The organism is Lysobacter sp. DMC104 (genome assembly GCF_056313665.1).
In genome coordinates, this window is sequence record NZ_JBQUZW010000019.1 from 40,615 (window position 1) to 65,799 (window position 25,185).

Here is a 25,185-nt window from a genome sequence, read left to right on the forward strand (position 1 = left end):
ACGCGTCATCGCACGCAGCGTTGACGCGCGAAGCGATCGCCGCCACCGGAAAAGCGAAGGCCCCGCAGTGCGGGGCCTTCGTCAGCAGCCATTGGCGCGATGATCAGCGCTGGTCGGCAGGCTTGTAGTCGCGGCCGGCGTAGCCGGTGTAGATCTGGCGCGGACGGCCGATCTTCGCTTCCGGATCGTTCTGCTGTTCCAGCCAGTGCGACACCCAGCCGGCCGTGCGCGCGATGGCGAACATGACCGTGAACATCTCGGTCGGGATGCCCAGCGCCTTGTAGATGATGCCGGAGTAGAAGTCGACGTTCGGATAGAGCTTGCGCTGCACGAAGTATTCGTCCTTCAGCGCAGCCTCTTCGAGCTTCATCGCTACTTCGAGCAGCGGATCGTTCACGCCGAGCTCGTTCAGCACCTTGTAGCACATCTCGCGGATGATCTTGGCGCGCGGATCGAAGTTCTTGTAGACGCGGTGGCCGAAGCCCATCAGGCGGAAGCCCGAGTTCTTGTCCTTCGCCTTGTCGACCGCCGACTGCACGTTGTCCGGGCGACCGATCTCTTCCAGCATCTTCAGCACGGCTTCGTTGGCGCCGCCGTGCGCCGGGCCCCACAGCGCGGCGACGCCGGCGGCGACGCACGCGTACGGGTTGGCGCCGGTGGAACCGACCAGACGCACGGTCGAGGTCGACGCGTTCTGCTCGTGGTCGGCGTGCAGGATGAAGAGCAGGTCCAGCGCCTTGGCCGCGACCGGATTCAGTTCCAGCGGCTCGCTCGGCACTTCCTTCATCATGTGCAGGAAGCGGGTGACGTATTCGAGGTTGTTCTTCGGATAGCGGCTGGGCCAGCCGATCGAATAACGATGGCAGGCGGCGGCGATGGTCGGCACCTTCGCGATCAGGCGGATCGCGGCGAGGCGGCGCTGCTCGGCGTCGTCCAGGTCCAGGGTGTTGTGATAGAAGCTCGCCATCGAGCCGAGCATGCCCACCAGCATCGCCATCGGATGGGCGTCGTGGCGGAAGCCGAACAGGAAGGTGCGGAAGGCCTCGTGCATCATCGTGTGATGCGTGACCTCATGCTCGAACGTGGAGAATTCGTTCGCGTTGGGCAGTTCGCCGTTCATCAGCAGATAGGCGACTTCGAGGAAGCTCGACTTCTCGGCGAGCTGCTCGATCGGATAACCGCGGTACAGCAGCACACCGGCGTCGCCGTCGATGTAGGTGATGGCCGAACGGCAGGACGCGGTGGCGGTGAAACCGGAGTCGTAGGTGAACAGCCCGGTGTCCTTCGGCAGCTTCGCGATGTCGATGCAGCCGTTGCCGAGCGTCGGCGCATGCACCGGCAGCACGACGGACTTGCCGTCGACGTCGACGGTCACCTGGGTGGGGATGTTGGAATCCTGCTGAGACACGGCGCACTCCCGGAAACGTTGGATGAACTGGAACCGCAGGACCGCTGGAGCGGCCACAGCGCGTTCGGGGGAAGGAAGCCGCAACCGCGGTCGCGACAGCAGGCGATTATCGCATACCGTCCCGCATGTGCCGCTCCGGACTTTGGTCGGAGGCAATGCCCTCGGCCTCCTGCACGCACACGAATGCGCACGCGGAAACGGCCGCCCGAAGGCGGCCGTCCTGGAACGTGCACACTGAACGTACGGATCGCGATGCGCGCGCAGGGCCGGCGGACCGACCCGTCGCGCGACGCGCGATTACTTGCCGTAGCGCTTGCGGAACTTGTCGACGCGACCGCTGGTGTCCACGATCTTGTGCTGGCCCGTGTAGAACGGGTGCGAGGACGACGAGATATCGACCTTGATCAGCGGATACTCGTTACCGTCTTCCCACTTGATCGTTTCCTTGCTGCCAAGGGTCGAGCGGGTGAGGATCTTGAACTCCGAGGTCACGTCCTGGAACACGACCTGACGGTATTCGGGATGGATGTCGGCCTTCATGGCAGGGTACCGGAGTTGGGCGGAAAGCCGGGCATTATAGCGGCGCCCCGCGCCCCGGCTCAAGTCCGGACCCGACCGCCGGCACGACCCGGCCCCGCGGGCCTCATCCGGCCCGCAGTGCCCGCCGGATCAGCGCCTCGAAGGCGGCCTGGTCGTAGGCCATCAGCAGCTCGGCGTTGTCGGCCCGGCCGCTGCGCCGGCCCCAGTCGACGACGGTGGCGCCCCGCGTCTCGGTCCCGACCAGTTCGATCCGCAGCGGCCGGCGTTCCAGCGTCACGGCATCTTCCGGCGCGACCACCAGCGCCATCGCCAGCGCGTCGGCGGCATGCCAGCGTTCACCGCGCAGGCCGGCGGACCATTCGCGGGTCTTGCGCGAGATCGCCTCGTAGAACCGGGCGCGCGGATGATCGGCGCGCAGCCAGGCCTCGACGTCGGTGTGCAGGAAGCCGTGACGGATCACCGCCTCCCAGTCCGCCACTTCGACGACCTTCCCGGTTGCGGCGAACGCCTCGAACACCACCCACGCGGCTTCGGGGTCGAAGCCGATGTTGAACTCCGCCGTCGGCGTGGTGTTGCCCTGCCCCGTCACCGCACCGCCCATGACCACGATCCGGCCGATGCGCTGCGGCAGCGTCGGGTCGAGCTTCAGCGCGACGGCGAGGTTGGTCAGCGGCCCGAGCATGCACACCACCAGCCGGCCGGCATGCGTGTGCGAGAGGCGGATCATCGCGAGCGCGGCGTGTTCGGCTTCGGCCTGCTTCGCGGCCGGCGCATAGCCAATGTCGCCGAAACCGTCGCGGCCGTGCACGTACGAGGCATCGGGCGCGGCGTGCAGCAGCGGCGCGTCGCAGCCGGCGAACACCGGGATGTCGACCTCGGCCACGTCGCACAGCTTCAGCGCGTTGGCGACGGTGTGTTTCAGGCCGACGTTGCCGGCGGCGATGGTCAGCGCGATCACCTCGTGACGCGGCGCGTCGAAGGCCATCAGCAGGGCGAGCGCGTCGTCCACGCCCGGGTCGGTGTCGATCAGCAGAGGGAGTTTGTCGTTCATCGACGGATTATGCCGATGCCGGGGCGACGGCACAGCCCCGCGGGCTAGAATCGGGCACTCGCATCACCGGAGCCGCCCATGCGCCCCACCGTCACCCCGTTCTTCCACGCCGACAGTTGCACCTGGACCTACGTGGTCGCCGACGACGCAACCAAGCAGGCGGCCATCGTGGACCCGGTGCTCGACTTCGACGCGAAATCCGGACGCACCGGCACGACGTCGGCGCAACAGCTGGTCGATCACGCGCAGGCACACGGCCTCGACGTGCGCTGGATCCTCGAAACCCACGCGCATGCCGATCATCTCAGCGCCGGCCACTGGCTGAAGACCGCGTTCCCCGCCGCGATGCTCGCCATCGGCGAAGGCATCCGCACCGTGCAGGCGACGTTCCGGCCGATCTTCGACCTCGGCGCCGACTTCGCGACCGACGGCTCGCAATTCGACCATCTGTTCGCCGACGGCGAACGGTTCGCGGTCGGCGCGATCGACGCCGAGGTGATCGCGGTGCCGGGCCACACCAACGACAGCGTCGCGTACCGCATCGGCGATGCGCTGTTCGTCGGCGATTCGATCTTCATGCCCGACGGCGGCACCGCGCGCTGCGATTTCCCCGGCGGCGACGCGGGCATGCTGTACCGCTCGATCCAACGCCTGTTCGCGCTGCCCGACGACACCCGCGTGTTCGTCTGCCACGACTACGCGCCGGGCGGCCGCGCCTACGCCTGCGAAACCACGGTCGGCGCGGAGAAGGCCGGCAACATCCACGTGCGCGACGGCGTGGACGAAGCGGCGTTCGTCGCCGTACGCACCGCGCGCGACGCCACGTTGGCGATGCCGGCGTTGTTGCTGCCGTCGGTCCAGGTCAACATCCGTGCCGGCCGCCTGCCCGAGCCCGACGCCAACGGCGTGCGTTACCTCAAGCTGCCGCTCGATCGGTTCTGATCCGCCCGCACGATCAACGTCGCACCGCCGCGGCTTCGATCGCGCGATGCAGCGCGTCGGCATCGCCTTCGGCGTAATCGGATTCGACGTAGGCGACGCGACCGTCGCGATCGATCACGAAGACCTTGCGCAGGTCGTAGCCCGCCTGCGCGTCGTAGCTGCCGTAGCGGCGGGCGATGGCGTAATCGGGATCGTTGACGTAACGCAGGTCGCGGGTTTCCAGCACGCGGCGCCAGCCGTCGAGCAATGCCGGCGTCGACGCACTGACCGCGAGCCGCACGACATCGCCGCGCAGCGGATCGTCCTTGGCGAGCAGGCGATCCATCTCGTCGAGCTGGACCGCGCAGGACATCATCCGCCGGCGTTCGCGCGCACGGGCGGCCTCGATCTTCGCTTCCACCGAACCAGCCTGCAGCGGCAGCGTGCCGCTGTAGGCGGCAGGATAGAACGCGAGCACGACGACCTTGCCGCGCAGCTCCGAAAGCCGCGGCCCGGCGGCGGAAGGTCGCGCTGCCTGGCCGCGCGGCGCGGGCATGCCGATCGCGAAGTCCGGCGCCTGATCGCCGACGACCGGCGGCGGCGTGCCCGGGTCGGCGACGATCGGATCGGGCGCGCCGAGCAGCCCCTTCACCGCCACCTCCAGCGGCTTGAGATGCTCGCCCTGCGCGCGGTAGCCGTCGTCGCGCCAGCGCACCACGTCATGCGCGTCGAGCAGCAGCACGGTGGCGTCGGCATCATCGGCGAGCGGGAGCGTGCGGCCGGTGGCGCTCGCGATGCCGGCCAGCGCCCGCGCGTCGATGACCGGGGCGCAGTCGCTGTCGGTGAACAGGGTGGCCGGTTCCTCGACGGCGCCGGTCACGAACACGGTCCGGACGCCGGGCTCGCGGGCGGCCGGCGGCAGCGCGTGCCCGAAGCGGAAATACTGCTGGAAAGCGAGCAGGAGCATGCCGCCGTACGTGCTCCGCGCCGGCATCAGCACCACCAGCCTGGGCGCGCCGTCCCAGCCCGCGGCGGGATCGCGGCAGAACAGCGACGCCGGCACGTGGTCGCCGACCGCAGCGGGCGCTGCCGCCGCCGGGCCGATGCCGCAGGCCGCGAGAAGCAGCCCGCCGAGACCGAGCGTCCGCATGGCATCGAGGGAACGGGACATGCGGGCTCTCCTTGCGACGGGGATTCGGACGGGAGCGCGAACGATTGCCGTCGCCGGATGAACCGCCCCCGAATCCGTCGATCAGGGCGCGGCGTTCGCTGCCGGCAGACCCAGCGCCTGCCGCACTCCCGTTTCCGTCGAGGTCATGCCTGCGCTGCGCCCGATATCCACCGCGTCCGCGGGCGTCATGCCGCGTGCGGCCAGCGCCAGCGCGAGAAGACCACCGGCGCGGTTGCCGCTGGCGCAGTGCACCAGCACCGGCCCGTGTGCGTCGTCGATCAGCGCGAACAGCGCGCGGGCGTTCTCGGGCGTGACGCCCGCATGGCCGGCGATCGGCAGCGCGAGGTAGCGCATGCCGGCGGCCTCGACTTCGGCGCGTTCGTCGCGGTCCTGCAGCTCGCCCGGTGTGCGCAGGTCGATCACGGTGCGCACGCCGCCCGCGGCGAGTGCCGACCAGTCGCCGGCGGCGGGCTGGCCCGCGGTGTAGACCTGCGGCTGCGGATGATGCAGCGCGAGGCCGGACGGCGCGGTCGCGGGCAGCGCGGCGGGCGCCTGCCGCGAAGGGAGGCTCGTGCACGCGACCGCCAGCACGGCGATCAAAACGAAGATACCGGCGGAACGCAGCGATGGACGTGGCATCGGAAACTCCCGGGAGGACGAAGGATCAGCCGGCATGCGCACGCGCCCAGCGCACGATGTCGGCGGCGCCGATCGCGCCGGACTGGCGCGCGAGTTCGCGACCGTGGCGGAACAGGACGAGCGTGGGAATGCTGCGGATGCCGAAGCGCGCGCCGAGGTCGGGCTGCGCCTCGGTGTCGATCTTGGCGAGGCGGAACGCCGGCTCCAGCGTGCGCGCGGCGGCCTCGAACTGCGGCGCCATCGCGCGGCAGGGCGCGCACCACGGCGCCCAGAAATCGACCAGCACCGGCAGGTCGGACTGCACGACGTGGCGCTCGAACGCGGCGGCGTCCAGCGCCACCGGATGCGCCGCGAACAGCGGCTGCCGGCAGCGCCCGCAGACCGGACCGTCGGCGAGGCGTGCGGCCGGCACGCGATTGAGGCCATGGCAGGCGGGACAGGCGATGTGCAGGCTTTCGGTCGTCATGACGGCTCCGTGTGGATCATGCCTGCGCAGGTCAGGCATCCGGGGGAATGGCGAGACGCGCGGTGAGACGGCGCGCGCGCGGCGCGAGCAGCACGATGCTCACCGTCGCCACCGGCCAGGCCAGCGCCCAGCGCAGGAGCCAGCGGGCGACCGCGGGCCATTCCCGCGCATCCAGCGACAACGTCAGCACCGCAGTGACGATGGCGGTCATCGCCCCGCCCATCAAGAGCGCGAATACCCACGGGAACCACGGTTTCGGCAAGCGTTTATCGTTCACGGTGCGCCCGTGCGGATTCCGCCTCGCCATCGTCCGGCCCCAGCGTGCTTTCGTAGGGGTACCGCGCATGGCCGAAACGCACGATCAGCACGCCGAGCGCCAGCAGCACGATCGCCGCGGCGCCGCTGATCATCAGCAGCGGCGAGTGGTACGCCGAATCGGCCATCAGGTGGCGGGCGATGCCGACCATCGCGATGTACAGCGGCATCCGCACCGGCAACTTGCCCATGCGCCAGTACGTTTCGACCATCGACACGATCTCGAGGTACATGAACAGCAACAGCAGGTCGCCGATCCCGACCTCACCGCTGTGCAGCATGCCGCGCACGTGGCCGACACCGGCCGCGATCACGACCACCAGCACCACGGCCAACCCGATGTATTCGAGCAGGCGGATGCCGCGTGCGATCGGCGCGGCGGCACCCGGCGGCAGCGGCGAAATCGTCATGGTCGTCGTCGGGCCTGCGTCGCTCAGGCCGGTGCGCCCGGCACGTGCACGGCGCCGTCGGCATCGACGATCTTCACGTCGACCGACACGCCCTCGCGCACGCTCTGGGTGACGATGCAGAACTGCTCGAACTGCGCCAGCACGCGGTCGAAATGTTCGAGGTCCGCCGCCTTGTCGCCGAGGTGGATCGTCACGTCGGCATGCGGGATACGCCAGCGCCCTTCGGCATTGCGTTCACGGCGGGCCACGATCTCGGCACGGATCGGCGACGGATCGTTCCTGAACTTGCGCAGCGCGAACACGAGGCTGGCGGAGAGACAATTGGCGATGCCCGACAGCAGCAGCGCCGACGGATTGGGGCCGGCACCGGCTCCCAGCGGCGCGGGCTCGTCGGTATGCAGCGCTTCGAGCGCGGTGCCCTCGAAATTCACCTTGAAGGCGTAGGGGCCTTCCTGTTCCAGGACGATGCGGATGTCGGTCGCGTCGCTCATGCGCGGATTCCTCTCAGGGAGATGCGGGGACTTCCACCCACAGCGCGCCACGCAGATCACCGGCCTCGAAACCGATGGCGGTGTCGCCGGGGTAGTGACGGGCCAGGGCGGCACGGGTGTCGTCCGCCAGCGCCTTGCCGTGGCACGCCAGGCACACCGGCTCGACCGCGATGCCACGCATGCTGCGCAGCGCGATGCCCGCAGGCAGGCTCTCGGTCTGGACGCGCTGCAGCGCTGACACGGGCGTCCCCGCCGCGGCCTCGTGCTCGAACGCGGCAAGCACCTCGGCCTGCCATGCGGCCGGCGCGTTGGCGGGACTGCGCCGGCGGCCCGCCACCGGCACCCGGCCGAGGCGGACGCCGTATTCCGCGGAGACCCGCGCGGCGATCTTCGGCGCCTCGTCGTGGCAGAAACCGATGGCCCCGACCGTACCGTCTGCGGCGAGCTTCGCGCCCAGCGCGGACTTCAGCGCACCGGCGAAGGCAGCGCCGGCTGCCTTGGCGCGCTCGGCGGGCGCCATCGGCACCGCGACCGTTGCCTGCGGCGCCACGACCGCCGCCGACGGCGCTGCCGGCACGGCCGTCCGCGCGCACCCGGCGATGGCCAGCACCAGGGCGCAGGCTTGCGCACAAGCGGCGAAACGCGAACCGATCATGGCTTGACCTCCGATGCGGCGGGCGCGCCGCGCGCGGCCTTCGCCGACAACAATACGAAATACAGCAGCGGGATGACCACCAGCGTCAGCGCCGTGCTCACCAGGATGCCGAAGATCAGCGACACCGCGAGGCCGTTGAAGATCGGGTCGTCGAGGATGAAGAACGCGCCCAGCATCGCCGCGGCCGCGGTCAGCACGATCGGCTGCGCGCGCACGGCGCAGGCCTCGATCACCGCCTCGGCCGGCGTCCTGCCCTCGCCCACGGCCTGGTTGATGAAGTCGACCAGCAGGATGGAGTTGCGCACGATGATGCCGGCGAGCGCGATCATGCCGATCATCGAGGTCGCAGTGAACTGCGCGCCCAGCAGCGCGTGCCCGGGCATCACGCCGATCACCGTCATCGGGATCGGCGCCATGATCACCAGCGGCACCAGATAGCTGCGGAACTGGGCGACGATCAGCAGGTAGATCAGCACCAGGCCCGCGGCGTAGGCGATGCCCATGTCGCGGAAGGTCTCGTAGGTAATCTGCCACTCGCCGTCCCACTTGATCGCATACGTCGCGGTGTCCGCGGGCTGGCGGATGAAGAACTGGCCGAGCTTGCGACCGTCGACGGCGTTGTCCGAGACCTGCCCGACCACGTCGAACATGCCGTACAGCGGGCTGTCGAGCGCGCCGGCCTCGTCGCCGGTCACGTATACCACCGGCAACAGGTCCTTGTGATGGATCGCGCCGTCCCACGTGGTGCGCACGGTCTTCGTCACTTCTGCGAGCGGCACCGACTGGCCCTGCCCGCCCTTCACCGACAGCGCGAGCAGGCGATCGAGCGACGCCTGTTCGGCGACCGGCACGCGCAGGCGCACGGGCTTGGGCTGGCGCGAGACGCCGTCCTGCACGAACGTCGCGTCGTAACCGCCGACCGCGGCCGCGAGCGTGTTCGCGATCGTCGACTGGTCGACGCCGAGCTTCGTCGCACGCTCGCGATCGACCACCAGCACTTCGCGCGGCGCCGGCGCTTCCACCGTGGTGTCGATGTCGACGAGGCCTTCGGTGCCGTGCAGGCGCTTTTCGAGCGCCAGTGCGACCTTGCGGCTGCCCGCATAATCCGGGCCGTAGATTTCCGCCACCAGCGGCGACAGCACCGGCGGGCCGGGCGGCACTTCCACCACTTTCACCGACGCGCCGTAGCGGCGGCCGATGGCGTCGAGCCCCGGCCGGATCGCCAGCGCGATGTCGTGGCTCTTGCGCTTGCGATGGTGTTTGTCGACCAGGTTGACCTGCAGGTCGCCGACATTCGCGCCGCTGCGCAGGAAGTACTGGCGCACCAGGCCGTTGAAGTTGATCGGCGCCGACGTGCCGGCATAGCCCTCGAAACTCTCGACTTCGGGCACGGTGGCGACCTTCGCCGCGAGTTCGGTCAGCAGCGCGTTCGTCGTCTCCAGCGTGCTGCCCTCGGGCATGTCCACGACCACCTGGACTTCGGACTTGTTGTCGAACGGCAGCATCTTCAGCACGACCAGCTGCACCACCGCGAGACTCGCCGCCAGCAGCACCAGCGCAGCCATGCCGGCGAACAGCAGCCGACGACGACGCGGCGCGCGATCGCCGGACAGGAACGGCGTCATCACCTTGTCGAACAGGCGATGCAGGCGGCCTTGCTCCTGCGCGGCGTCGCCGTGCGCCTCGTCGTGCGCGACGTGCGGCTTCAGCAGCTTCAGCGACAACCACGGTGTGACCACCAGCGCGACCGCCAGCGACAGCACCATGCCGGCCGAAGCGTTGATCGGGATCGGCCGCATGTACGGGCCCATCAGGCCGCTGACGAACGCCATCGGCAGCAGCGCGGCGATCACGGTGAACGTGGCGAGGATGGTCGGCCCGCCGACTTCGTCGACCGCGGGCGGGATCGCTTCGAGCAAGGTCTTGCCGCCGCGCGCCATGTGCCGGTGGATGTTCTCCACCACCACGATCGCGTCGTCGACGAGGATGCCGATCGAGAAGATCAGCGCGAACAGCGACACGCGGTTGAGCGTGAAGCCCATCGCCCACGACGCGAACAGCGTCAGCGCGAGCGTCAGCACCACCGCCGCGCCGACCACGACCGCCTCGCGGCGGCCCAGCGCGAAGAGCACCAGCAGCACCACCGACATCGTCGCGAACATCAGCTTCTGGATGAGCTTCTTCGCCTTGTCGGTGGCGGTCTGGCCGTAGTCGCGCACGATCTCGACGTGCACGCCCTCGGGGATCAGTTCGCCGCGCAGCGCATCGAGGCGGGTCGCGATCGCGGAGGTGATGTCGGACGCGTTGCTGCCCGGCTTCTTGGCGATGGCGATCGTCAGCGCCGGCGCGGTGCCGGCCTTCGGTCCACCCTTGCCCGCGGGCGTGCCGTGCCAGACGTAGCTCGACGGCACATCGATGCCGGCGCGCACGTCGGCGACGTCGGCCAGCGTCACCGGCTTGCCGCCCTGCACGCCGAGCACCAGCGTCGCGACGTCGTCGCGATCGGCGAGGAAGCGACCGGCCGTCACCGGCACCGCGGTGTCGCCGCCGACGCGTTCGCCGACCTGGCGCACGACGTTCGCGGCCTGCAATGCCTGCGCCACTTCGCCGACGCTCAGGCCGAAGGCCGCGAGTCGGGTCGGGTCCAGCGTCACCGCCACCACGCGATCCGGCGCGCCGATGGCGTAGACGTCGCGCGTGCCGGGCACGCGCTTGAGTTCGGTTTCCAGCGTGCGCGCCACCGCCGACAGTTGCTCGATGCCGGTGTCGGGATCGTCCGACCACAGCGTCAGTGCCATCACCGGCACGTCGTCGATGCCCTTGGGCTTGATCAGAGGCTGGCCGACACCGGTGCCCGCCGGCAACCAGTCGGCGTTGGAGAACACCTGGTTGTACAGGCGCACGATCGCCGGCTGGCGCTCCACGCCCACGGTGTATTCGACGGTCAGCACCGCCATGCCGGGACGACTGATCGAATAGACGTGCTTCACGCCTTCGATCTCGGACAATTTCTGTTCGAGCGGATAGCTCACCAGTTGCTCGACATCGCGCGCGGTCGCGCCGGGGAACGGCACGAACACGTTCGCCATGGTCACGTCGATCTGCGGCTCTTCCTCGCGCGGCGTGATCAGCACGGCGACGAGGCCGAGCATCAGGCCCATCAGCGCGAGGATCGGCGTCAGCGGGTTGGCCTGGAACGCGCGCGCGATGCGGCCGGAAAACCCGAGCCGCGGCGCCGCGTCGCGGGGGGCTGCGTCACTCATGCGTCGCTCCCGCGGCTTCGCGCTGCGCGACCACCGCCTGCAACGCCGCCTGCGGATCGCGCGCGATCGCGTCGCCCGGATGCAGGCCGGCCAGCACTTCGACGCTGTCGCCCGCGGCATCGCCCAGCCGCACCTGCCGCAGCAGCGCACGGCCGTCCTTCACGACATAGACGGCGGCGAGTTCGCCACGGCGGTAGATGGCGGATGCCGGCACGCGCAGCGTGCGGGCCTCGCTGCGGATCGGGAACGTCACCTTGGCGGTGCGGCCCGGCGTCGGCGGCGTGTCGAGCGCCGGCAGCAGCACGCGCACGGTCACGCTGTGGCTGGCCGCATCGGCGGCGGGGAACACGATGACCTGGCGCGCGTCGACCGTTCGACCGTCGTCGAACGCGACGCGGGCACCGGGCTGCGCGCGGATGGCGTCGGCCGCGGACTGCGGCACGTGCACTTCGATACGCAGATCGTCCGGCGCGTACACGGTGAGCAGGCGCTGGCCGGGGCCGACGGTCTCGCCTGGCTCGACGTCGCGCGCGGAGACGATGCCCGAATACGGCGCGCGCACGGTGGTGTAGTCGGCGTTCTGCCCGGCCGAGGACAGCTGCGCACGTGCGGCGTCGCGCGCGGCGTTCGCGGCATCGCGCGCGGCGCGCGCCTGGTCGAGCTGTGCGCGCGAGACGTATTCGCCCTTGGAGAGCGCGGCGTAGCGCTGGAACTGGCGTTCGGCTTCCGCGGCGGAGGCTTCCGCCGCACGCAGCTGCGCGCGCGCGGCGTCGACGCCGGCCTGCTGTTCGACCACGGTCAGGCGCAGCAGCACCTGGCCCGCGGCGACGCGATCGTTCACGTCGGCATCGACCGCGGTCACGCGGCCGCCGGTCTGCGCCGACAGCACCGCTTCGCGCACGGCTTCCACGGTGCCGTCCCAGGTCTGCCCGCCGGTCGCGGCATCGGCCGCGACGACGAGCGTGTCGAGCTTCGGCAGCGGCGCCGTTTCGCGCGCGGCGTCGTTGCCACCGCATGCGGACAGCGCGAGCGCCAGCGCCGTTGCCAGCGTGATGGAACGGAAGGACGTGTTCACTTGAAGGCGCATCCGCTGGCGATCCCGAGTTTGCGGAAGACGATCGCCGCCGGGCAGAAGCCGGTGACGCTGGACTGCAGCAGGTTCGCGCCGATGAAGGCGGTGAACAGCCAGAACCACGGCGAGACGAAATGCGTGAGCGCGAGACTCAGCAGGATCATCATGCCGGCGAAGGCAAGGACGGCACGGTCGAGATTCATGTCGATGCTCCGGACAAGGCGAAGGACGTGGGGGAGGAAGGCATCACTTCAGGCGCTCGATGCCCAGCGCGCTGAGCACGTATTTCTCGTAGATCGGCTCGCTGGTGCCGTTGCGCATCTTGTAGAGGAAGTACTTCTCGAACGCGATCTTGGCCAGGTGTACCCACTTGCCGATCTTCGTCCAGGTGACATTGCGCGGCGGGATCTGCGGCAGCGCCACGAACGCGGCGCCGGTGTCGCCCATGTCGGCCAAGCACACCGCGTTCCAGGTGCCTTCGAACACGGGCGGCTCGCCCTTCAGTTCGGCCTGGATGTTGCGCACGATGGTGGTGACCATCGACTCGATCATGAAGCCGGTTTTCGGCGCGCCGGTCGGCACCGGCGTGGTTTCCACCGGCGGAATGGCGACGCACACGCCGGCGGCGAAGATGCGCGGATGCTTCGGGCTGCGCTGGTGCTTGTCGACGATGACGAAGCCGCGCGGATTGCACAGGCCTTCGACCGCCGCCACCGCATCCACGCCGCGGAACGCGGGCAGCATCATCGAATAGGCGAACGGGAGCACGTGCTCCTTCGCCGGTTGGCCCTGGTCGTCGCACTCGTTGACGGTCATCTCGCCGGCGCGCACGTCCTTCACCCGGGCGTTGACGACCCACTTGATGTGGCGCTGGCGCATCTCCGATTCCATGAGGCCCTTGGAATCGCCGACGCCGCCCAGGCCCATGTGGCCGATGTAGGGCTCGCTGGTGACGAAGGTCATCGGCACCTTGTCGCGCAGCTTGCGCTTGCGCAGGTCGGCGTCGAGGATCATCGCGAATTCGTAGGCCGGGCCGAAGCAGCTGGCGCCGGCCATCGCGCCGACCACCACCGGACCGGGCGCCTTCAGGAAGGCCTCGTAGGCATCCCAGGCGTGCTGCGCATGCGGCGTGGTGCAGATCGATTGCGTGTGGCCGCCATCCGGGCCGCTGCCCGGCACTTCGTCGAAGGCCAGCTTGGGGCCGGTGCAGATCAGCAGATAGTCGTAATCGAGGGTGGTGCCGTCGCCGGTGACGACGCAGTGCGCGTCGGCGTCGATCTTTGCCACGCCGTCGCTGCGGAAGTCGATGCCCTTCTTCGCCAGGTGTTCGCCGGCCTTGAGGGTGATGTCGTCCGGCTTGCGCCAGCCGACCGCCACCCAGGGATTGGATGGCGTGAAACTGAAGCGCTCACCGTCGCCGACGACGGTGATGCGATGCGCCTTGCCGAGGATGTCGCGCAGTTCGTAGGCCGCGCTCATGCCGCTGAGTCCCGCTCCGATCACGACGATGCTGCTCATGGCCCCTCCCAGGGTGAATTTGATGTATTTCTAATTTAGAATTATCTTAATTAGAGTTTGCTAGACTGTCAATCGCCCCACGGAGGACTCCCCCATGACCTACACCGCCCAGGATCTCGTGGCCCAGGCGCGGGCCGTGATCGAGGAAATCGATCCCGATCGCCTGCGCGCCCTGCAGGCCGCCGGTGCCCCCTTGATCGACGTGCGCGAGCCGGCCGAATACGCCGAAGGCCACCTGCCCGGCGCCGTCAACCTGCCCCGCGGCGTGCTGGAATTCCAGGTCGACGGCCATCCGGCCGTGGCGACCGGCGCGGATCCGAACCTCTCCCACCGGCGCGCGCCGGTGATCCTCTACTGCCGCACCGGCGGCCGTTCGGCGCTGGCGGCCGAGGCACTGAAGCGACTGGGCTTCGACCGCCCGCTCTCGCTGGCCGGCGGCTGGCTGCGCTGGGTGGAAGCCGGCGGCGAGGTCGAGGGTCCCGCACGATGAATGCAGCGCGCCGTCGCACGGCCGCGGACGCGGCTTCCATGGGCGAACAGATGCAGGCACAGGCCGAACAGGCCGCGGAGCTGCTGAAAGCGTTGTCCAACCCGCAGCGCCTGCGGGTGATGTGCCTGCTGATCGACGGCGAGAAGACCGTCGGCGAGATCAACGCCGAGGTCGACCTCAGCCAGTCGGCGCTGTCGCAGCATCTCGCGGTGCTGCGCGAGGGCGGGCTGGTGCAGACCCGGCGCGAATCGCAGAGCGTGTACTACTCGGTCGCGACCGGCCCGGTGCACCAGTTGATCCGCACCCTGCACGACATTTACTGCCCGACGCCGGAAGGCGCCGGCGAAGGCCTGTGCTGATGCCTCAGGCCCCGGCGTAACGCGCGGCGCCGCCGACCCAGCGCCGCGCGATGCCGTCGGCGGTGTCCGGCGCGGCGCGCAGCAGCGCATCGGCGATCCGCTGCACGGTCGGCAGCAAACCGGCGTCGCGGCCGAGGTCGGCGATGCGGAATGCGGCCAGTCCCGTCTGCCGCGTGCCCAGCAGTTCGCCCGGGCCGCGCAGTTCGAGATCCTTTTCGGCGATCACGAACCCGTCGTTGGTCTCGCGCATCGTCTCCAGCCGCTGCTTCGCCATGCGCGACAGCGGCGTCTGGTACAGCAGCACGCAGCTCGACGCCGCACAGCCCCGCCCCACCCGGCCGCGCAACTGGTGCAATTGCGCCAGACCGAGACGTTCGGCGTTCTCGACGATCATCAGCGACGCGTTCGGCACGTCGACGCCGACCTCGATCACCGTCGTCGCCACCAGCAACTGCAGCTCGCCGGCCTTGAACGCGGCCATCGTCTTCTGTTTCTCGGCCGGCTTCATGCGCCCGTGCACCAGCGCGATCCTCAGCCCGGGCATCTGCTTGACCAGCGTCTCGTAGGTGCTCTGCGCGGCCTGCGCGACGACTTCGTCGCTGTCGTCGATCAGCGTGCACACCCAGTACGCCTGCCGGCCCTCGCGACACGCAGCGCGGATGCGTTCGATCAGTTCAGGCCGGCGCTCGGCGCTCAGCACCACCGTCTGCACCGGCGTGCGCCCGGGCGGCAGTTCGTCGATGGCGGAGACGTCGAGATCCGCGTACGCGGCCATCGCCAGCGTGCGCGGGATCGGCGTGGCGGTCATCACCAACTGGTGCGGCACGCAGTCGCCGCGATCGCCCTTGTCGCGCAGCGCGAGGCGCTGGTGCACGCCGAAGCGGTGCTGCTCGTCGACGATGGCGAGCGCGAGATCGTGGAAGGCCACGCCTTCCTGCATCAGCGCGTGCGTGCCGACGACCATCTGCGCGGTGCCGTCGGCGATCTCCGCCAGCACCACGGCACGCGCCTTGCCGCCGACCTTGCCCGCCAGCCAGGTCACGCGCACGCCCAGCGGTTCGAGCCACGCGCGCAGGTTCGCGAGATGCTGTTCGGCCAGCAGTTCGGTCGGTGCCATCAGCGCCGCCTGGCGGCCTTCGCGCACGGCCAGCAGCGCGGCCATCGCCGCGACCACGGTCTTGCCGCTGCCCACGTCGCCCTGCACCAGTCGCAGCATCGGCATGGGTTTCGCGAGGTCTTCGCGGATCGCCTCGAACACCCGCGCCTGCGCGCCGGTGAGTGCGAACGGCAGCGTCTCGCGCAGGCGCGTGGCGAGGCGCCCGTCGCGCAGCGGCCGCGCGCGATGCGCCTGTGCGGCGATGCGCTGGCGCCGCAATGTGAGGTGGTGTGCCAGCAGTTCCTCCAGCGCAAGCCGACGCTGCGCGGGATGCGTGCCGGCCAGCAGCGCCTGCACGTCGCTGCCCAGCGGCGGGCGATGCAGCGTCAGCAGCGCGTCGCGCAGCGACGGCAGCCCCGTGCACAGCGACTCGCGCGCGAGCACGTCGGCCGGCAGCAGTTCGAGTGCGGCCTCGTCGGGCAATCGCTCCAGCGCCTGCGCGATCAGGCGCCGCAGCGTCACCGGACCGATGCCTTCGATCATCGGATACACCGGATCGAGGCGATCACTCAGTTCGCCGGCATCGTCCGCGCCCAGCACGCGATAGCTGGGATGCACGATTTCGAGTCCATTCTGGCCGGGCCGCGGCGTGCCGTAGGCGCGCACGCGCGCACCGACGGCGAACTGCGACACTTGCTGCGAACGGAAATGGAAGAAGCGCAGCACCAGCGTCGCGCCGGAATCGTCGCCGATCGCCACGCGCAGCATCGGCCGGAAACGGTAGCCGCGCTCGACCGCTTCGACCCGGCCTTCGACCTGTGCCGGCCGGCCGGGCTGCAGCATCCGGATCGGCGTCAGCTCGGTGCGGTCCTCGTACTGCCGCGGCAGGTGGAACCACAGGTCCTGCAGCGTCGTCAGCCCGCGCGCGGCGAGTTTCTCCGCGACCTTCGCGCCCACGCCGTCCAGCGCCACGAGCGGCTGTGCGGCGGGGTCGAGCTGCGGAACCGGGCGGGACGGGGCGCGGGCCATGCGCGACGGCGCGGAAAGACGCAGCTCAGCGCAGGACGAGGATCGCGTCGACCTCGAACTTCGCGCCGCGCGGAAGCGCCGACACCTGGATGGTCGAACGCGCGGGATACGGCGCATCGAACACGGCTTCCATCACCGCATTCACCGCGGCGAACTCCGACAGGTCGGTCAGGTACAGGCCCACGCGCACGATGTCGTCGAACGAACCGCCGGCGGCTTCGCACACCGCACGCAGGTTCGCGAACGCCTGCTGCGCCTGCGCGGTGATGTCGCCTTCGACGATCAGGCCGGACGCCGGATCCAGCGGAATCTGGCCGGAGAGGAAGACCATGTCGCCGGCCCGGGTGGCCTGCGAATACGGACCGATGGCGGCGGGAGCGTGCGGGGTCTGGATGGGCTCGCGGGGCATGGGCATCACCTGCTGGAAGAGAACGGAAGTGTACCGTTGTAGGTCGGGCCTTGGCCCGACATCGCGACGCTGCAGGTCGCGCCGAACGAACGTCGAAGCGACCGGCCGGGCGTCTTCAACGAAAATCGAAATCGTGCCGACAGCGATGCGGAACGATCAGGCGCGTCGCGATGGCAGGCCAGGGCCCGCCTACATCCGCTGCACGCCGTGCACCACGCCCAGCCGGCGCACGCGGCGGATGACCTCGGCGAGATGCTTGCGGTCGCCGACCTCGATGCCGAAGCGGATCACCGCGATGTTCCTGTCGCGGTCGAGGTATTCCACCGCGTCGATGTTGGAGTCGGCCTGCGCGATGGCGGCAGCGACCTGCGCCAGCACGCCCGGACGGTTCTCGACCTCGATGCGCAGGGCGACCGAGTAATCACCGCTGACTTCGCGATCCCAGCCGATCGCGACCCAGCGCTCGGGAGATTTGCGGTATTCGGCGACGTTCGCGCAATCCATGCGGTGCACGACGATGCCGCGGCCGGCGGTGTGGTAACCCATCACGTCGTCGCCGGGGATCGGCATGCAGCACTGCGCGAACGTGACCACGCCGCGCTCGGCGCCGGTGATCAGGATCTTCTCGCCATGGCGGACGACCGCCGCGGGATCGAAACCGTCCTGCTTGTCCGGCAGACGGTGCGCGAGTACCTGCGCGACCTGCGTCGGCATGCGATTGCCCAGCGCGATGTCGGCCAGCAGCGCTTCCAGCCGCGGGTAGCGATGGTCGGAGAGGAAAGCCTCCAGCCGCGTCGCCGGGATGCGGTCGAGCGAGGTGTCCATCCCTTCCAGCGCGCGGTCGAGCATGCGATGGCCGAGCTGCACCGCGTCCTCGTGTTCGAGCTGCTTGAGCTGGTGGCGGATCGCGGTGCGCGCCTTGCCGGTGACCACGAACTCCAGCCACTGCGGCTTCGGCGCCGCGGATTTCGCGGTGATGATCTCCACGCTCTGGCCGCTGACGAGCTTCGTGCGCAGCGCGACCAGCCGGCGGTCGACGCGTGCCGCCACCGCATGGTTGCCGACGTCGGTGTGCACCGCGTAGGCGAAGTCCAGCGTGGTCGAATTGCGCGGCAGCGCCATGATGTCGCCCTTCGGCGTGAACAGGTAGACCTCGTCCGGGAACAGGTCGATCTTCACGTTCTCGAGGAATTCCAGCGACGAGCCGGTGCCGCGCTGCGATTCGATCAGGTTCGCCACCCACAGCTGCGCGCGGTTCTGTGCGCTGCTGGACTTGCCCTCGCCGTGCTTGTACGACCAGTGCGCGGCGATGCCGCGTTCGGCGATGAGGTCCATTTCCTCGGTGCGGATCTGCACCTCGATCGGCGAACCGTAGGGCCCGAACAGCACCGTGTGCAGCGACTGGTAGCCGTTGGCCTTGGGGATCGCGATGAAATCGCGGAAGCGGCCGTCCAGCGGCTTGAACACCGAATGCACCACGCCCAGCGCGTGATAGCACTCCGGCACCGTGCGCAGCACCAGGCGGAAGCCGAAGACGTCCATCACCTGATCGAATGTTTTGCCTTCCGCGCGCATCTTCGTGTAGATGCTCCACGGCGACTTCACCCGACCGACCAGCCGGAACTGGAAGCCTTCCTTGCCGAGGCGCTGCGCGAACTGCGCCTCGATCTTGGTCATCGCCTCGCGCCGCACCAGCGGCTGCGTGCGGATGCGCCGGCCCAGCACCGCGTGGCGCCACGGATGCAGCGCGCGGAAGCCGAGGTCCTGCAGCTCGGCCTTGATCTTGTTCATGCCCAGGCGCTGGGCGATGGGCGCGTAGATCTCCAGCGTCTCGCGCGCGATGCGCGTGCGCGCTTCCGAACTCTGCGCGCCGAGCGTGCGCATGTTGTGCAGGCGATCGGCCAACTTGATCAGGATGACGCGCAGGTCGCGCGCCATCGCCAGCATCATCTTGCGGAAGCTCTCGGCCGCCGCCTCCTGGCGATCGCGGAACTGCAGCTTGTCCAGCTTGGTGACGCCCTCGACCAGTTCGGCCACGGTCGCGCCGAATTCGGCGGTGATCTCCTCGCCGGTCAGCGGCGTGTCCTCGATGGTGTCGTGCAGGATCGCCGCCACCAGCGTCTCGATGTCCACGCCCTGCTCGGCCAGCACCGTCGCCGCCGCCACCGGATGGGTGATGTAGGGCTCGCCTGACTTGCGGGTCTGGCCGGCGTGCGCCGCGGCGCCGACGCGCCAGGCGCGGATCAGCGTGGCGCGTTGCTCGGCCGGCAGGTACGCCGCCGCCACCTCCAGCGCACGGACGTAGTCCGGCAGCTCCGCGTCGGGCGCGGGCGTGGGACCGGACTGGATCGGCTCGAGTTGACTCATCCCCGAAGCCTAAGGGGAAACGCCGGAGATTGGGAATGGGTCTCGCCGGGCCCTGCATGCACCGCGCACGGCGACGGCATGGGGCCCTGAACGACGAAACCCCGCCTGGGCGGGGTTTCGGTGTGCGGCCGATGGATCGGCAAGGCTTACAGGTCGTCGCCCTTCGACAGGTCGTCGTCGGCGACCACTTCGGCGGCGGCCCATTCCAGCGCCTCGCGCTCCTTGCGCTCGCGCTCCGCCTTCTCGACGGCGTCGATATAGCCGTTGTCGATGCGGCGGGCGGCGATTTCGCGCAGGGCCAGGACGGTGGGCTTGTCGTTGGCTTCGCTGTTGTCGATCTGCGGATCGACCCCGTTGGCGAGCTGGCGGGCGCGCTTGGCGGCCATCATGACCAGTTCGAAGCGGTTGTCGACGACTTGCAGGCAATCTTCAACGGTGATGCGGGCCATGGGGGCTCCCGGCGGCGCGAGGCCGTCCGTCATTGTGTGGGAACCGGAGATTGTAACGATTCCAGGCGGCTGTGGACAAGTCCAGCATTCCCCCTGCCCAAGGCCTGCCGTGCGGCCCACCCGCGCCCCGGAGCGGCCCACGCCGCGGCGCCACGTTCGCGGAATTTGCCCCGCCCGGCGCAAACCGCGAAAATCGCGGGATTCCCGCAGGAGTCCGACATGAGCGAGCCCACGCAGCAGGCCGAGATCGAACGCGACGTCATGGAGTACGACGTCGTCACCGTCGGTGCCGGCCCGGCCGGGCTGGCGTTCGCGATCCGCCTGAAGCAGCTGAATCCCGAGCTGTCGGTCTGCGTGATCGAGAAGGCATCGACGATCGGGGCGCACATCCTCTCCGGCGCGGTCATCGAGACCGGCCCGCTGGACGCCCTGCTGCCCGAGTGGCGCAAGGCGCCGCCGCCGATCTGCGTGCCGGCGACCGAGGACGAGTTCTGGCTGCTGACCAAGACCGGCGGCCGCAAGCTGCCCGTGCCGCCGGGCATGAACAACCACGGCAACGTGATCGTCAGCCTCGGCGCGATGTGCGCCTGGCTGGCGCCGCAGGCCGAGGCGCTGGGCGTCGAGATCTATCCGGGCTTCGCCGCCGCCGAGACCCTGCACGACGCCGACGGCAAGGTCGTCGGCGTGCGCATCGGCGACATGGGCGTGGCCAAGGACGGGTCGCACAAGCCCGGCTTCACCGCCGGCATCGACATCCGCGCCAAGGTCACCGTGCTCGCCGAGGGCGCCCGCGGCCACCTCACCAAGCGCCTGATCCAGCGCTTCCAGCTGGACAAGGACAGCGACCCGCAGGGGTACTCGATCGGCATCAAGGAACTGTGGCAGGTGCCCGAGGACCGGGTCACGCCCGGCAAGATCGTCCACAGTTTCGGCTGGCCGGCCGACAGCCACACCTACGGCGGCAGCTTCCTGTACCACCTGGACAAGGGCCGGGTCGCGCTGGGCTACGTCAGCGGCCTCGACTACCACGACCCGGACTACAAGCCGTGGGAAGCCTTCCAGCAATGGAAGAACCATCCGATGGTGAAGCCGCTGCTGGACGGCGGCAGCATCGTCTCTGCCGGCGCCCGCGCCATCGTCACCGGCGGCTGGCAGTCGCTGCCGAAGGTCGAGATGCCGGGCGCGCTGCTGATCGGCGACACCGCCGGCCTGCTCAACGTGCCGAAGATCAAGGGCACGCACCAGGCGATCCGCTCGGGCATGCTCGCGGCCGAGCACCTGGTCGGCTCGCAACTGGCGCCGGAAGGCTTCGACGCGAAGCTGCGCGCCTCCGACGCGATGGCCGAGCTGAAGAAAGTCCGCAACGTGAAGCCCGGCTTCAAGCGCGGCCTGTGGCTCGGCATGCTCAATGCGGCCTGGGAGACCGTCACCGGCGGCGCCTCGCCGTGGACGCTGAAGAACAAGGCGGACTGGTCGTCGCTGGACAAGGTCGGCGCGCACGAGCAACCGAAACGCGACTATGTCGACCGCACGCTGGCGCCGCGCGACCGCCTCGCTGCGGTGTACTTTGCCGCGACCGAGCACGACGAAGACCAGCCTGTGCATCTGAAGGTGCGGGACACGTCGGTCTGCGTGAGCCAGTGCGCAGAGGAATACGGCAACCCGTGCACGCGCTTCTGTCCCGCCGGCGTGTACGAAATCGTCGCCGACGTGCGTGCTGATGGAAGCGAGGGAAAGCGCCTGCAGATCAACGCTGCCAACTGCGTGCACTGCAAGACCTGCGACATCAAGGACCCGTACCAGCTCATCGACTGGGTCACGCCGGAAGGCGGCTCGGGGCCGAATTACCAGAATCTCTGAGCGCGTCCCGCTCGGCACACGAAGAAACGCCCGGGAATCCCGGGCGTTTCCTTTTCGCGACGACGAATCGGATCAGCGTCGCGCTGCCACCGGCTCCTGGCCGGGCGCCGGCATGTGCTGGCCCGACGTCTGCGCGAACGGAGTCGTGTCCATCTTCTGCAGACTGTCGCGCAGTGGCGTGCTCTCCGCCTGCGCACGATCGATGTGTGCCTGCCGCGACGTCGCGCCCGACGGATCACCGTCGCCGATGAAGATGTTCTGCTTCCCGCCCGCGGTCTGGTGGCCCATGACCACGTAGTCGATGTTGCGGATGCCGTTTTCCTTCGCCAGCACCACCAGACTCGCCGCGGTCTGTTCGACCGGCAACTGCGCGCCGGAACCGTTCAACCGCTGCACGCCGGACACCGCCTGCTGGTACAACCCCTGGTTTTCCGGCAGGACAACCGGCTGCGCGTCGCGCGACGCCGCGATCGGGCGCGAAGGCTCCGGGAACGGAATCGGATCGGGCGCATGCGAGATCGGCCGGGAAGGCTTCGAGCCGCCGCCGAAGTGGATGGTAATGCCGACGCGGCCGTAGGTTTCGTGGGTCTCGGGGCGATAACCGGCCTCGGCGGTGAACTGGTAGCGATCGCTGCCGGTGGTCGACACCTTCGCACCGAACTCGGACACGCGAAACGGCCCCATGCTGTTGTCCGCACGCACGACGCCGCTGTATTCCAGATCCTTGTTCTTGAAATTGATAGAGCCGCCAACGCTGGTCACCGGACCGAACTTGCCGTCGAATCCCACCGATCCGGCGCCGTCGTTGAAACCCAGCTTGCCGCCGACGCCGAACGTGTTGCCCAGCCGGTCCTTGGTCAGCGTCGCGTTGAGCTCGTTGCCGTTCGGGAAACTGGCGCCGAGCTTGTAGTTGGACGCGCCGTTGGGCTCGTCGATCCGGAAGCTCGCCAGGCCTTTGCCGTCGCGCCACACGCCGAACGCCGCATCGGCACCGTAGACCTTGCCCGCCGGCGACTTCGACAGATCGAAGTTCAGCGTGTCGCCGTTGTCGAACTTCAGCCTGGAATTCAGCGACGAGGTGTGCGCCGGCTCATCGACGCGGAAACCGCCGGTGCCGGTGCCGTTCTGCCCGAGGCGGAACGTCGTTTCGGCACCGTAGATCGCGCCATTCTTCGTGTTCGTGTAGTCGGCACCGAGACCGAAACCGTCATTCCACTTGAGCTTGGTGTTGAACATCGACGTGCCGGCTGGTTCGTCGACGCGGAACGCCGCCGTGCCGTTGCCGTCCTTGCCCAGCTTGAAGCCGGCGTCGGCGCCGTAGATCTGCCCGGCCTTGGTATTGCTGTAGTCGGCGTTGAGATGGAAGTCGTCGTTGAACTTGAGCTTGGTGTTGAACATCGACGTCCCGGCGGGCTCGTCGACACGGAACGCAGCGGTGCCGGTGCCGTCCTTGCCGAGCTTGAAGCCGGTATCGGCGCCATAGATCTGCTGGCCGTCGCGGTTGCGCAGCCAATCGGCATTGAGGTGCGTGTTCGTGTCGAACTTCAGCTGCGTGTTGGCCTGCGATGTGCCGGCGGCTTGGTCGACGCGAAACGCGGCGGTACCGTTGCCGTCCTTGCCGAGCTTGAAGCCGCTGTCGGCGCCGTAGATCTGCTGGCCGTCGCGATTGCGCAGCCAGTCGGCGTTGAGGTGGGTGTTCGTGTCGAACTTCAGCTGCGTGTTGGCCTGCGACGTGCCGGCCGCTTCGTCCACGCGGAACGCCGCGGTGCCGTTGCCGTCCTTGCCGAGCTTGAAGCCGGTGTCGGCGCCATAGATCTGCTGGCCGTCGCGGTTGCGCAGCCAATCGGCATTGAGGTGGGTGTTCGCGTCGAACTTCAGCTGCGTGTTGGCCTGCGACGTGCCGGCCGCTTCGTCGACACGGAACGCCGCGGTGCCGTTGCCATCCTTGCCGAGCTTGAAGCCGCTGTCGGCGCCGTAGATCTGCTGGCCGTCGCGATTGCGCAGCCAGTCGGCGTTGATGTGCGTGTTCGCGTCGAACTTCAGCTGCGTGTTGGCCTGCGATGTGCCGGCCGCTTCGTCCACGCGGAACGCCGCGGTGCCGTTGCCGTCCTTGCCGAGCTTGAAGCCGGTATCGGCACCGTAGATCTGCTGGCCGTCGCGATTGCGCAGCCAGTCGGCGTTGAGGTGGGTGTTCGCGTCGAACTTCAGCTGCGTGTTCGCCTGCGATGTGCCGGCCGCTTCGTCCACGCGGAATGCCGCGGTGCCGTTGCCGTCCTTGCCAAGCTTGAAGCCGCTGTCGGCGCCATAGTTCTGCTGGCCGTCGCGATTGCGCAACCAGTCGGCGTTGAAGTGGGTGTTCGCATCGAACTTCAGCTGCGTGTTGGCCTGCGAGGTGCCCTGCGCCTCGTCGACGCGGAACGCAGCGGTGCCGGTGCCGTCCTTGCCGAGCTTGAAACCGGTATCGGCACCGTAGATCTGCTGGCCGTCGCGATTGCGCAGCCAGTCGGCGTTGAGGTGCGTGTTCGCGTCGAACTTCAGCTGCGTGTTGGCCTGCGACGTGCCGGCCGCTTCGTCGACACGGAACGCCGCGGTGCCGTTGCCGTCCTTGCCGAGCTTGAATGCGCCGTCTGCTCCGTAATTCTGCCCAGTCGGCGTACGGTTCCAGTCCGCATTGAAGAGATTGCCGTTCGCGAACTGCCATTGGCTGCCGATGCGGTAAGTGTCCGTTTGTGGCAGCCCCGAAGCATCGAAGCGCAACGTATCGCCACCGCCGAGTCCGAAGCGTCCGTTGAGACCATACTGATCGAGCGTGAAACCCGGATCGGTGCGCAAGCGGAGTTGGGCACCGAGCTGATCGCCACTGCGGAACAGATAGTCGGCATTGCCCTGGTACAGCCCGGGAGATGGCTGCGACCCCGAGCCGCTCAAGGTCCCGCCGAACAGCGGCGTCCGGAAACTCAACGGCGGATCCACGTTGGCCGGCGTCTGCGTTGCAGGCGCCTGACTGGGCGCCGGATCATTCTTCGGGTCGGGCATGACCATCTCCTCGCCCCATTCACGGGGATTATTGATCACCCGGCAAGGGTTCTCGATGCCTGCCGCGAAGTCAAGGAGAAAATGGTTTCACGCAAAGAAGAACCCCCTGCAGCGTTGGCTGCAGGGGGTTCGGTGTAAGGCCCTGGCGATGACCTACTCTCGCATGCTGA

Annotated in this window: 23 protein-coding genes; 4 read left to right on the plus strand and 19 right to left on the minus strand. The window is 68.9% G+C overall.

What is annotated here, in order from left to right; all coding sequences use genetic code 11:
• Positions 1 to 103: 103 nt before the first annotated feature.
• From ACT53R_RS18680 to ACT53R_RS18690, 3 genes are all read right to left on the minus strand, one after another.
• Positions 104 to 1,387 carry a citrate synthase gene (locus ACT53R_RS18680; protein ID WP_476173445.1) on the minus strand — a complete coding sequence of 428 codons (1,284 nt, stop codon included), beginning with the start codon at positions 1,385 to 1,387 and terminating at the stop codon, positions 104 to 106.
• 318 nt (positions 1,388 to 1,705) lie between these two features.
• Complete coding sequence (locus ACT53R_RS18685; protein ID WP_476173422.1) at positions 1,706 to 1,948, minus strand: type B 50S ribosomal protein L31; 243 nt, start codon at positions 1,946 to 1,948, stop codon at positions 1,706 to 1,708.
• 103 nt (positions 1,949 to 2,051) lie between these two features.
• A complete protein-coding gene (locus ACT53R_RS18690) occupies positions 2,052 to 2,999 on the minus strand; it encodes a nucleoside hydrolase (RefSeq protein ID WP_476173423.1) in 948 nt (315 codons plus the stop codon).
• A 78-nt stretch (positions 3,000 to 3,077) separates the two neighbouring features.
• Between ACT53R_RS18690 and ACT53R_RS18695 the strand changes: the two genes are divergently transcribed.
• Positions 3,078 to 3,941: an MBL fold metallo-hydrolase gene (locus ACT53R_RS18695; RefSeq protein ID WP_476173424.1), complete on the plus strand. Its 864-nt coding sequence runs from the start codon at positions 3,078 to 3,080 to the stop codon at positions 3,939 to 3,941.
• Positions 3,942 to 3,954: 13 nt separating this feature from the next.
• Here ACT53R_RS18695 and ACT53R_RS18700 read toward each other — a convergent pair whose 3' ends face one another.
• The 11 genes from ACT53R_RS18700 to ACT53R_RS18750 form a co-directional block, all read right to left on the minus strand.
• Positions 3,955 to 5,091 (minus strand): redoxin domain-containing protein, encoded by a 1,137-nt coding sequence (locus ACT53R_RS18700; protein WP_476173425.1) that lies wholly within the window; start codon positions 5,089 to 5,091, stop codon positions 3,955 to 3,957.
• Between the two features lie 81 nt (positions 5,092 to 5,172).
• A complete protein-coding gene (locus ACT53R_RS18705) occupies positions 5,173 to 5,730 on the minus strand; it encodes a protein tyrosine phosphatase family protein (protein WP_476173426.1) in 558 nt (185 codons plus the stop codon).
• Positions 5,731 to 5,755: 25 nt separating this feature from the next.
• On the minus strand, positions 5,756 to 6,196 hold the full coding sequence (gene trxC / locus ACT53R_RS18710) for a thioredoxin TrxC (RefSeq protein ID WP_476173427.1): 441 nt from the start codon (positions 6,194 to 6,196) through the stop codon (positions 5,756 to 5,758).
• A 31-nt stretch (positions 6,197 to 6,227) separates the two neighbouring features.
• Entirely contained in the window at positions 6,228 to 6,473 is a 246-nt protein-coding gene (locus ACT53R_RS18715; RefSeq protein WP_476173428.1) for a DUF2798 domain-containing protein, read from the minus strand.
• Positions 6,463 to 6,921 carry a phosphate-starvation-inducible protein PsiE gene (locus ACT53R_RS18720; protein ID WP_476173429.1) on the minus strand — a complete coding sequence of 153 codons (459 nt, stop codon included), beginning with the start codon at positions 6,919 to 6,921 and terminating at the stop codon, positions 6,463 to 6,465. The genes ACT53R_RS18715 and ACT53R_RS18720 overlap by 11 nt, the downstream gene beginning before the upstream one ends.
• A 23-nt stretch (positions 6,922 to 6,944) precedes the next feature.
• Positions 6,945 to 7,412, minus strand: a complete 468-nt coding sequence (locus ACT53R_RS18725; RefSeq protein WP_476173430.1) for an OsmC family protein — start codon at positions 7,410 to 7,412, stop codon at positions 6,945 to 6,947.
• Positions 7,413 to 7,425: 13 nt separating this feature from the next.
• Entirely contained in the window at positions 7,426 to 8,067 is a 642-nt protein-coding gene (locus ACT53R_RS18730; RefSeq protein WP_476173431.1) for a Tll0287-like domain-containing protein, read from the minus strand.
• Positions 8,064 to 11,330, minus strand: a complete 3,267-nt coding sequence (locus ACT53R_RS18735; RefSeq protein WP_476173432.1) for an efflux RND transporter permease subunit — start codon at positions 11,328 to 11,330, stop codon at positions 8,064 to 8,066. The genes ACT53R_RS18730 and ACT53R_RS18735 overlap by 4 nt, the downstream gene beginning before the upstream one ends.
• Positions 11,323 to 12,405 (minus strand): efflux RND transporter periplasmic adaptor subunit, encoded by a 1,083-nt coding sequence (locus ACT53R_RS18740; RefSeq protein WP_476173433.1) that lies wholly within the window; start codon positions 12,403 to 12,405, stop codon positions 11,323 to 11,325. Before ACT53R_RS18740 ends, ACT53R_RS18735 begins: the two co-directional genes overlap by 8 nt.
• Positions 12,402 to 12,605, minus strand: a complete 204-nt coding sequence (locus ACT53R_RS18745) for a YgaP family membrane protein (protein WP_476173434.1) — start codon at positions 12,603 to 12,605, stop codon at positions 12,402 to 12,404. The genes ACT53R_RS18740 and ACT53R_RS18745 overlap by 4 nt, the downstream gene beginning before the upstream one ends.
• A 43-nt stretch (positions 12,606 to 12,648) precedes the next feature.
• The gene (locus tag ACT53R_RS18750; protein ID WP_476173435.1) at positions 12,649 to 13,920 is read right to left on the minus strand and encodes an NAD(P)/FAD-dependent oxidoreductase; all 1,272 of its coding nucleotides are present in this window, start codon (positions 13,918 to 13,920) and stop codon (positions 12,649 to 12,651) included.
• A gap of 94 nt (positions 13,921 to 14,014) precedes the next feature.
• On the opposite strand from ACT53R_RS18750, the gene ACT53R_RS18755 reads away from it, so the two are divergent.
• Entirely contained in the window at positions 14,015 to 14,410 is a 396-nt protein-coding gene (locus ACT53R_RS18755) for a rhodanese-like domain-containing protein (RefSeq protein ID WP_476173436.1), read from the plus strand.
• A gap of 38 nt (positions 14,411 to 14,448) precedes the next feature.
• A complete protein-coding gene (locus ACT53R_RS18760; RefSeq protein ID WP_476173437.1) occupies positions 14,449 to 14,769 on the plus strand; it encodes an ArsR/SmtB family transcription factor in 321 nt (106 codons plus the stop codon).
• Positions 14,770 to 14,773: 4 nt separating this feature from the next.
• Here ACT53R_RS18760 and recG read toward each other — a convergent pair whose 3' ends face one another.
• From recG to rpoZ, 4 genes are all read right to left on the minus strand, one after another.
• Positions 14,774 to 16,894 (minus strand): ATP-dependent DNA helicase RecG, encoded by a 2,121-nt coding sequence (recG, locus tag ACT53R_RS18765; protein ID WP_476173438.1) that lies wholly within the window; start codon positions 16,892 to 16,894, stop codon positions 14,774 to 14,776.
• Between the two features lie 25 nt (positions 16,895 to 16,919).
• Positions 16,920 to 17,303, minus strand: a complete 384-nt coding sequence (locus tag ACT53R_RS18770) for a RidA family protein (protein ID WP_476173439.1) — start codon at positions 17,301 to 17,303, stop codon at positions 16,920 to 16,922.
• A gap of 189 nt (positions 17,304 to 17,492) precedes the next feature.
• A complete protein-coding gene (locus tag ACT53R_RS18775; protein ID WP_476173440.1) occupies positions 17,493 to 19,670 on the minus strand; it encodes a RelA/SpoT family protein in 2,178 nt (725 codons plus the stop codon).
• A 146-nt stretch (positions 19,671 to 19,816) separates the two neighbouring features.
• Positions 19,817 to 20,119: a DNA-directed RNA polymerase subunit omega gene (gene rpoZ / locus ACT53R_RS18780; RefSeq protein ID WP_476173446.1), complete on the minus strand. Its 303-nt coding sequence runs from the start codon at positions 20,117 to 20,119 to the stop codon at positions 19,817 to 19,819.
• A gap of 219 nt (positions 20,120 to 20,338) precedes the next feature.
• Between rpoZ and ACT53R_RS18785 the strand changes: the two genes are divergently transcribed.
• Positions 20,339 to 21,979 carry an electron transfer flavoprotein-ubiquinone oxidoreductase gene (locus ACT53R_RS18785; RefSeq protein ID WP_476173441.1) on the plus strand — a complete coding sequence of 547 codons (1,641 nt, stop codon included), beginning with the start codon at positions 20,339 to 20,341 and terminating at the stop codon, positions 21,977 to 21,979.
• 72 nt (positions 21,980 to 22,051) lie between these two features.
• Here the strand turns inward: ACT53R_RS18785 and ACT53R_RS18790 are convergent, their stop codons facing one another.
• A complete protein-coding gene (locus tag ACT53R_RS18790) occupies positions 22,052 to 25,015 on the minus strand; it encodes an XVIPCD domain-containing protein (RefSeq protein WP_476173442.1) in 2,964 nt (987 codons plus the stop codon).
• Positions 25,016 to 25,185: the final 170 nt, after the last annotated feature.

Coding starts and splice junctions, on each gene's coding strand:
- ACT53R_RS18745 (WP_476173434.1), bottom strand. CDS start 12,605: ATGAATCTCGACCGTGCCGTCCTTGCCTTCGCCGGCATGATGATCCTG.
- ACT53R_RS18790 (WP_476173442.1), bottom strand. CDS start 25,015: ATGCCCGACCCGAAGAATGATCCGGCGCCCAGTCAGGCGCCTGCAACG.
- ACT53R_RS18770 (WP_476173439.1), bottom strand. CDS start 17,303: ATGCCCCGCGAGCCCATCCAGACCCCGCACGCTCCCGCCGCCATCGGT.
- ACT53R_RS18720 (WP_476173429.1), bottom strand. CDS start 6,921: ATGACGATTTCGCCGCTGCCGCCGGGTGCCGCCGCGCCGATCGCACGC.
- ACT53R_RS18685 (WP_476173422.1), bottom strand. CDS start 1,948: ATGAAGGCCGACATCCATCCCGAATACCGTCAGGTCGTGTTCCAGGAC.
- ACT53R_RS18775 (WP_476173440.1), bottom strand. CDS start 19,670: ATGAGTCAACTCGAGCCGATCCAGTCCGGTCCCACGCCCGCGCCCGAC.
- ACT53R_RS18725 (WP_476173430.1), bottom strand. CDS start 7,412: ATGAGCGACGCGACCGACATCCGCATCGTCCTGGAACAGGAAGGCCCC.
- ACT53R_RS18755 (WP_476173436.1), top strand. CDS start 14,015: ATGACCTACACCGCCCAGGATCTCGTGGCCCAGGCGCGGGCCGTGATC.
- ACT53R_RS18705 (WP_476173426.1), bottom strand. CDS start 5,730: ATGCCACGTCCATCGCTGCGTTCCGCCGGTATCTTCGTTTTGATCGCC.
- ACT53R_RS18700 (WP_476173425.1), bottom strand. CDS start 5,091: ATGTCCCGTTCCCTCGATGCCATGCGGACGCTCGGTCTCGGCGGGCTG.
- ACT53R_RS18760 (WP_476173437.1), top strand. CDS start 14,449: ATGGGCGAACAGATGCAGGCACAGGCCGAACAGGCCGCGGAGCTGCTG.
- ACT53R_RS18750 (WP_476173435.1), bottom strand. CDS start 13,920: ATGAGCAGCATCGTCGTGATCGGAGCGGGACTCAGCGGCATGAGCGCG.
- rpoZ (WP_476173446.1), bottom strand. CDS start 20,119: ATGGCCCGCATCACCGTTGAAGATTGCCTGCAAGTCGTCGACAACCGC.
- ACT53R_RS18695 (WP_476173424.1), top strand. CDS start 3,078: ATGCGCCCCACCGTCACCCCGTTCTTCCACGCCGACAGTTGCACCTGG.
- trxC (WP_476173427.1), bottom strand. CDS start 6,196: ATGACGACCGAAAGCCTGCACATCGCCTGTCCCGCCTGCCATGGCCTC.
- ACT53R_RS18785 (WP_476173441.1), top strand. CDS start 20,339: ATGAGCGAGCCCACGCAGCAGGCCGAGATCGAACGCGACGTCATGGAG.
- ACT53R_RS18690 (WP_476173423.1), bottom strand. CDS start 2,999: ATGAACGACAAACTCCCTCTGCTGATCGACACCGACCCGGGCGTGGAC.
- recG (WP_476173438.1), bottom strand. CDS start 16,894: ATGGCCCGCGCCCCGTCCCGCCCGGTTCCGCAGCTCGACCCCGCCGCA.
- ACT53R_RS18735 (WP_476173432.1), bottom strand. CDS start 11,330: ATGAGTGACGCAGCCCCCCGCGACGCGGCGCCGCGGCTCGGGTTTTCC.
- ACT53R_RS18730 (WP_476173431.1), bottom strand. CDS start 8,067: ATGATCGGTTCGCGTTTCGCCGCTTGTGCGCAAGCCTGCGCCCTGGTG.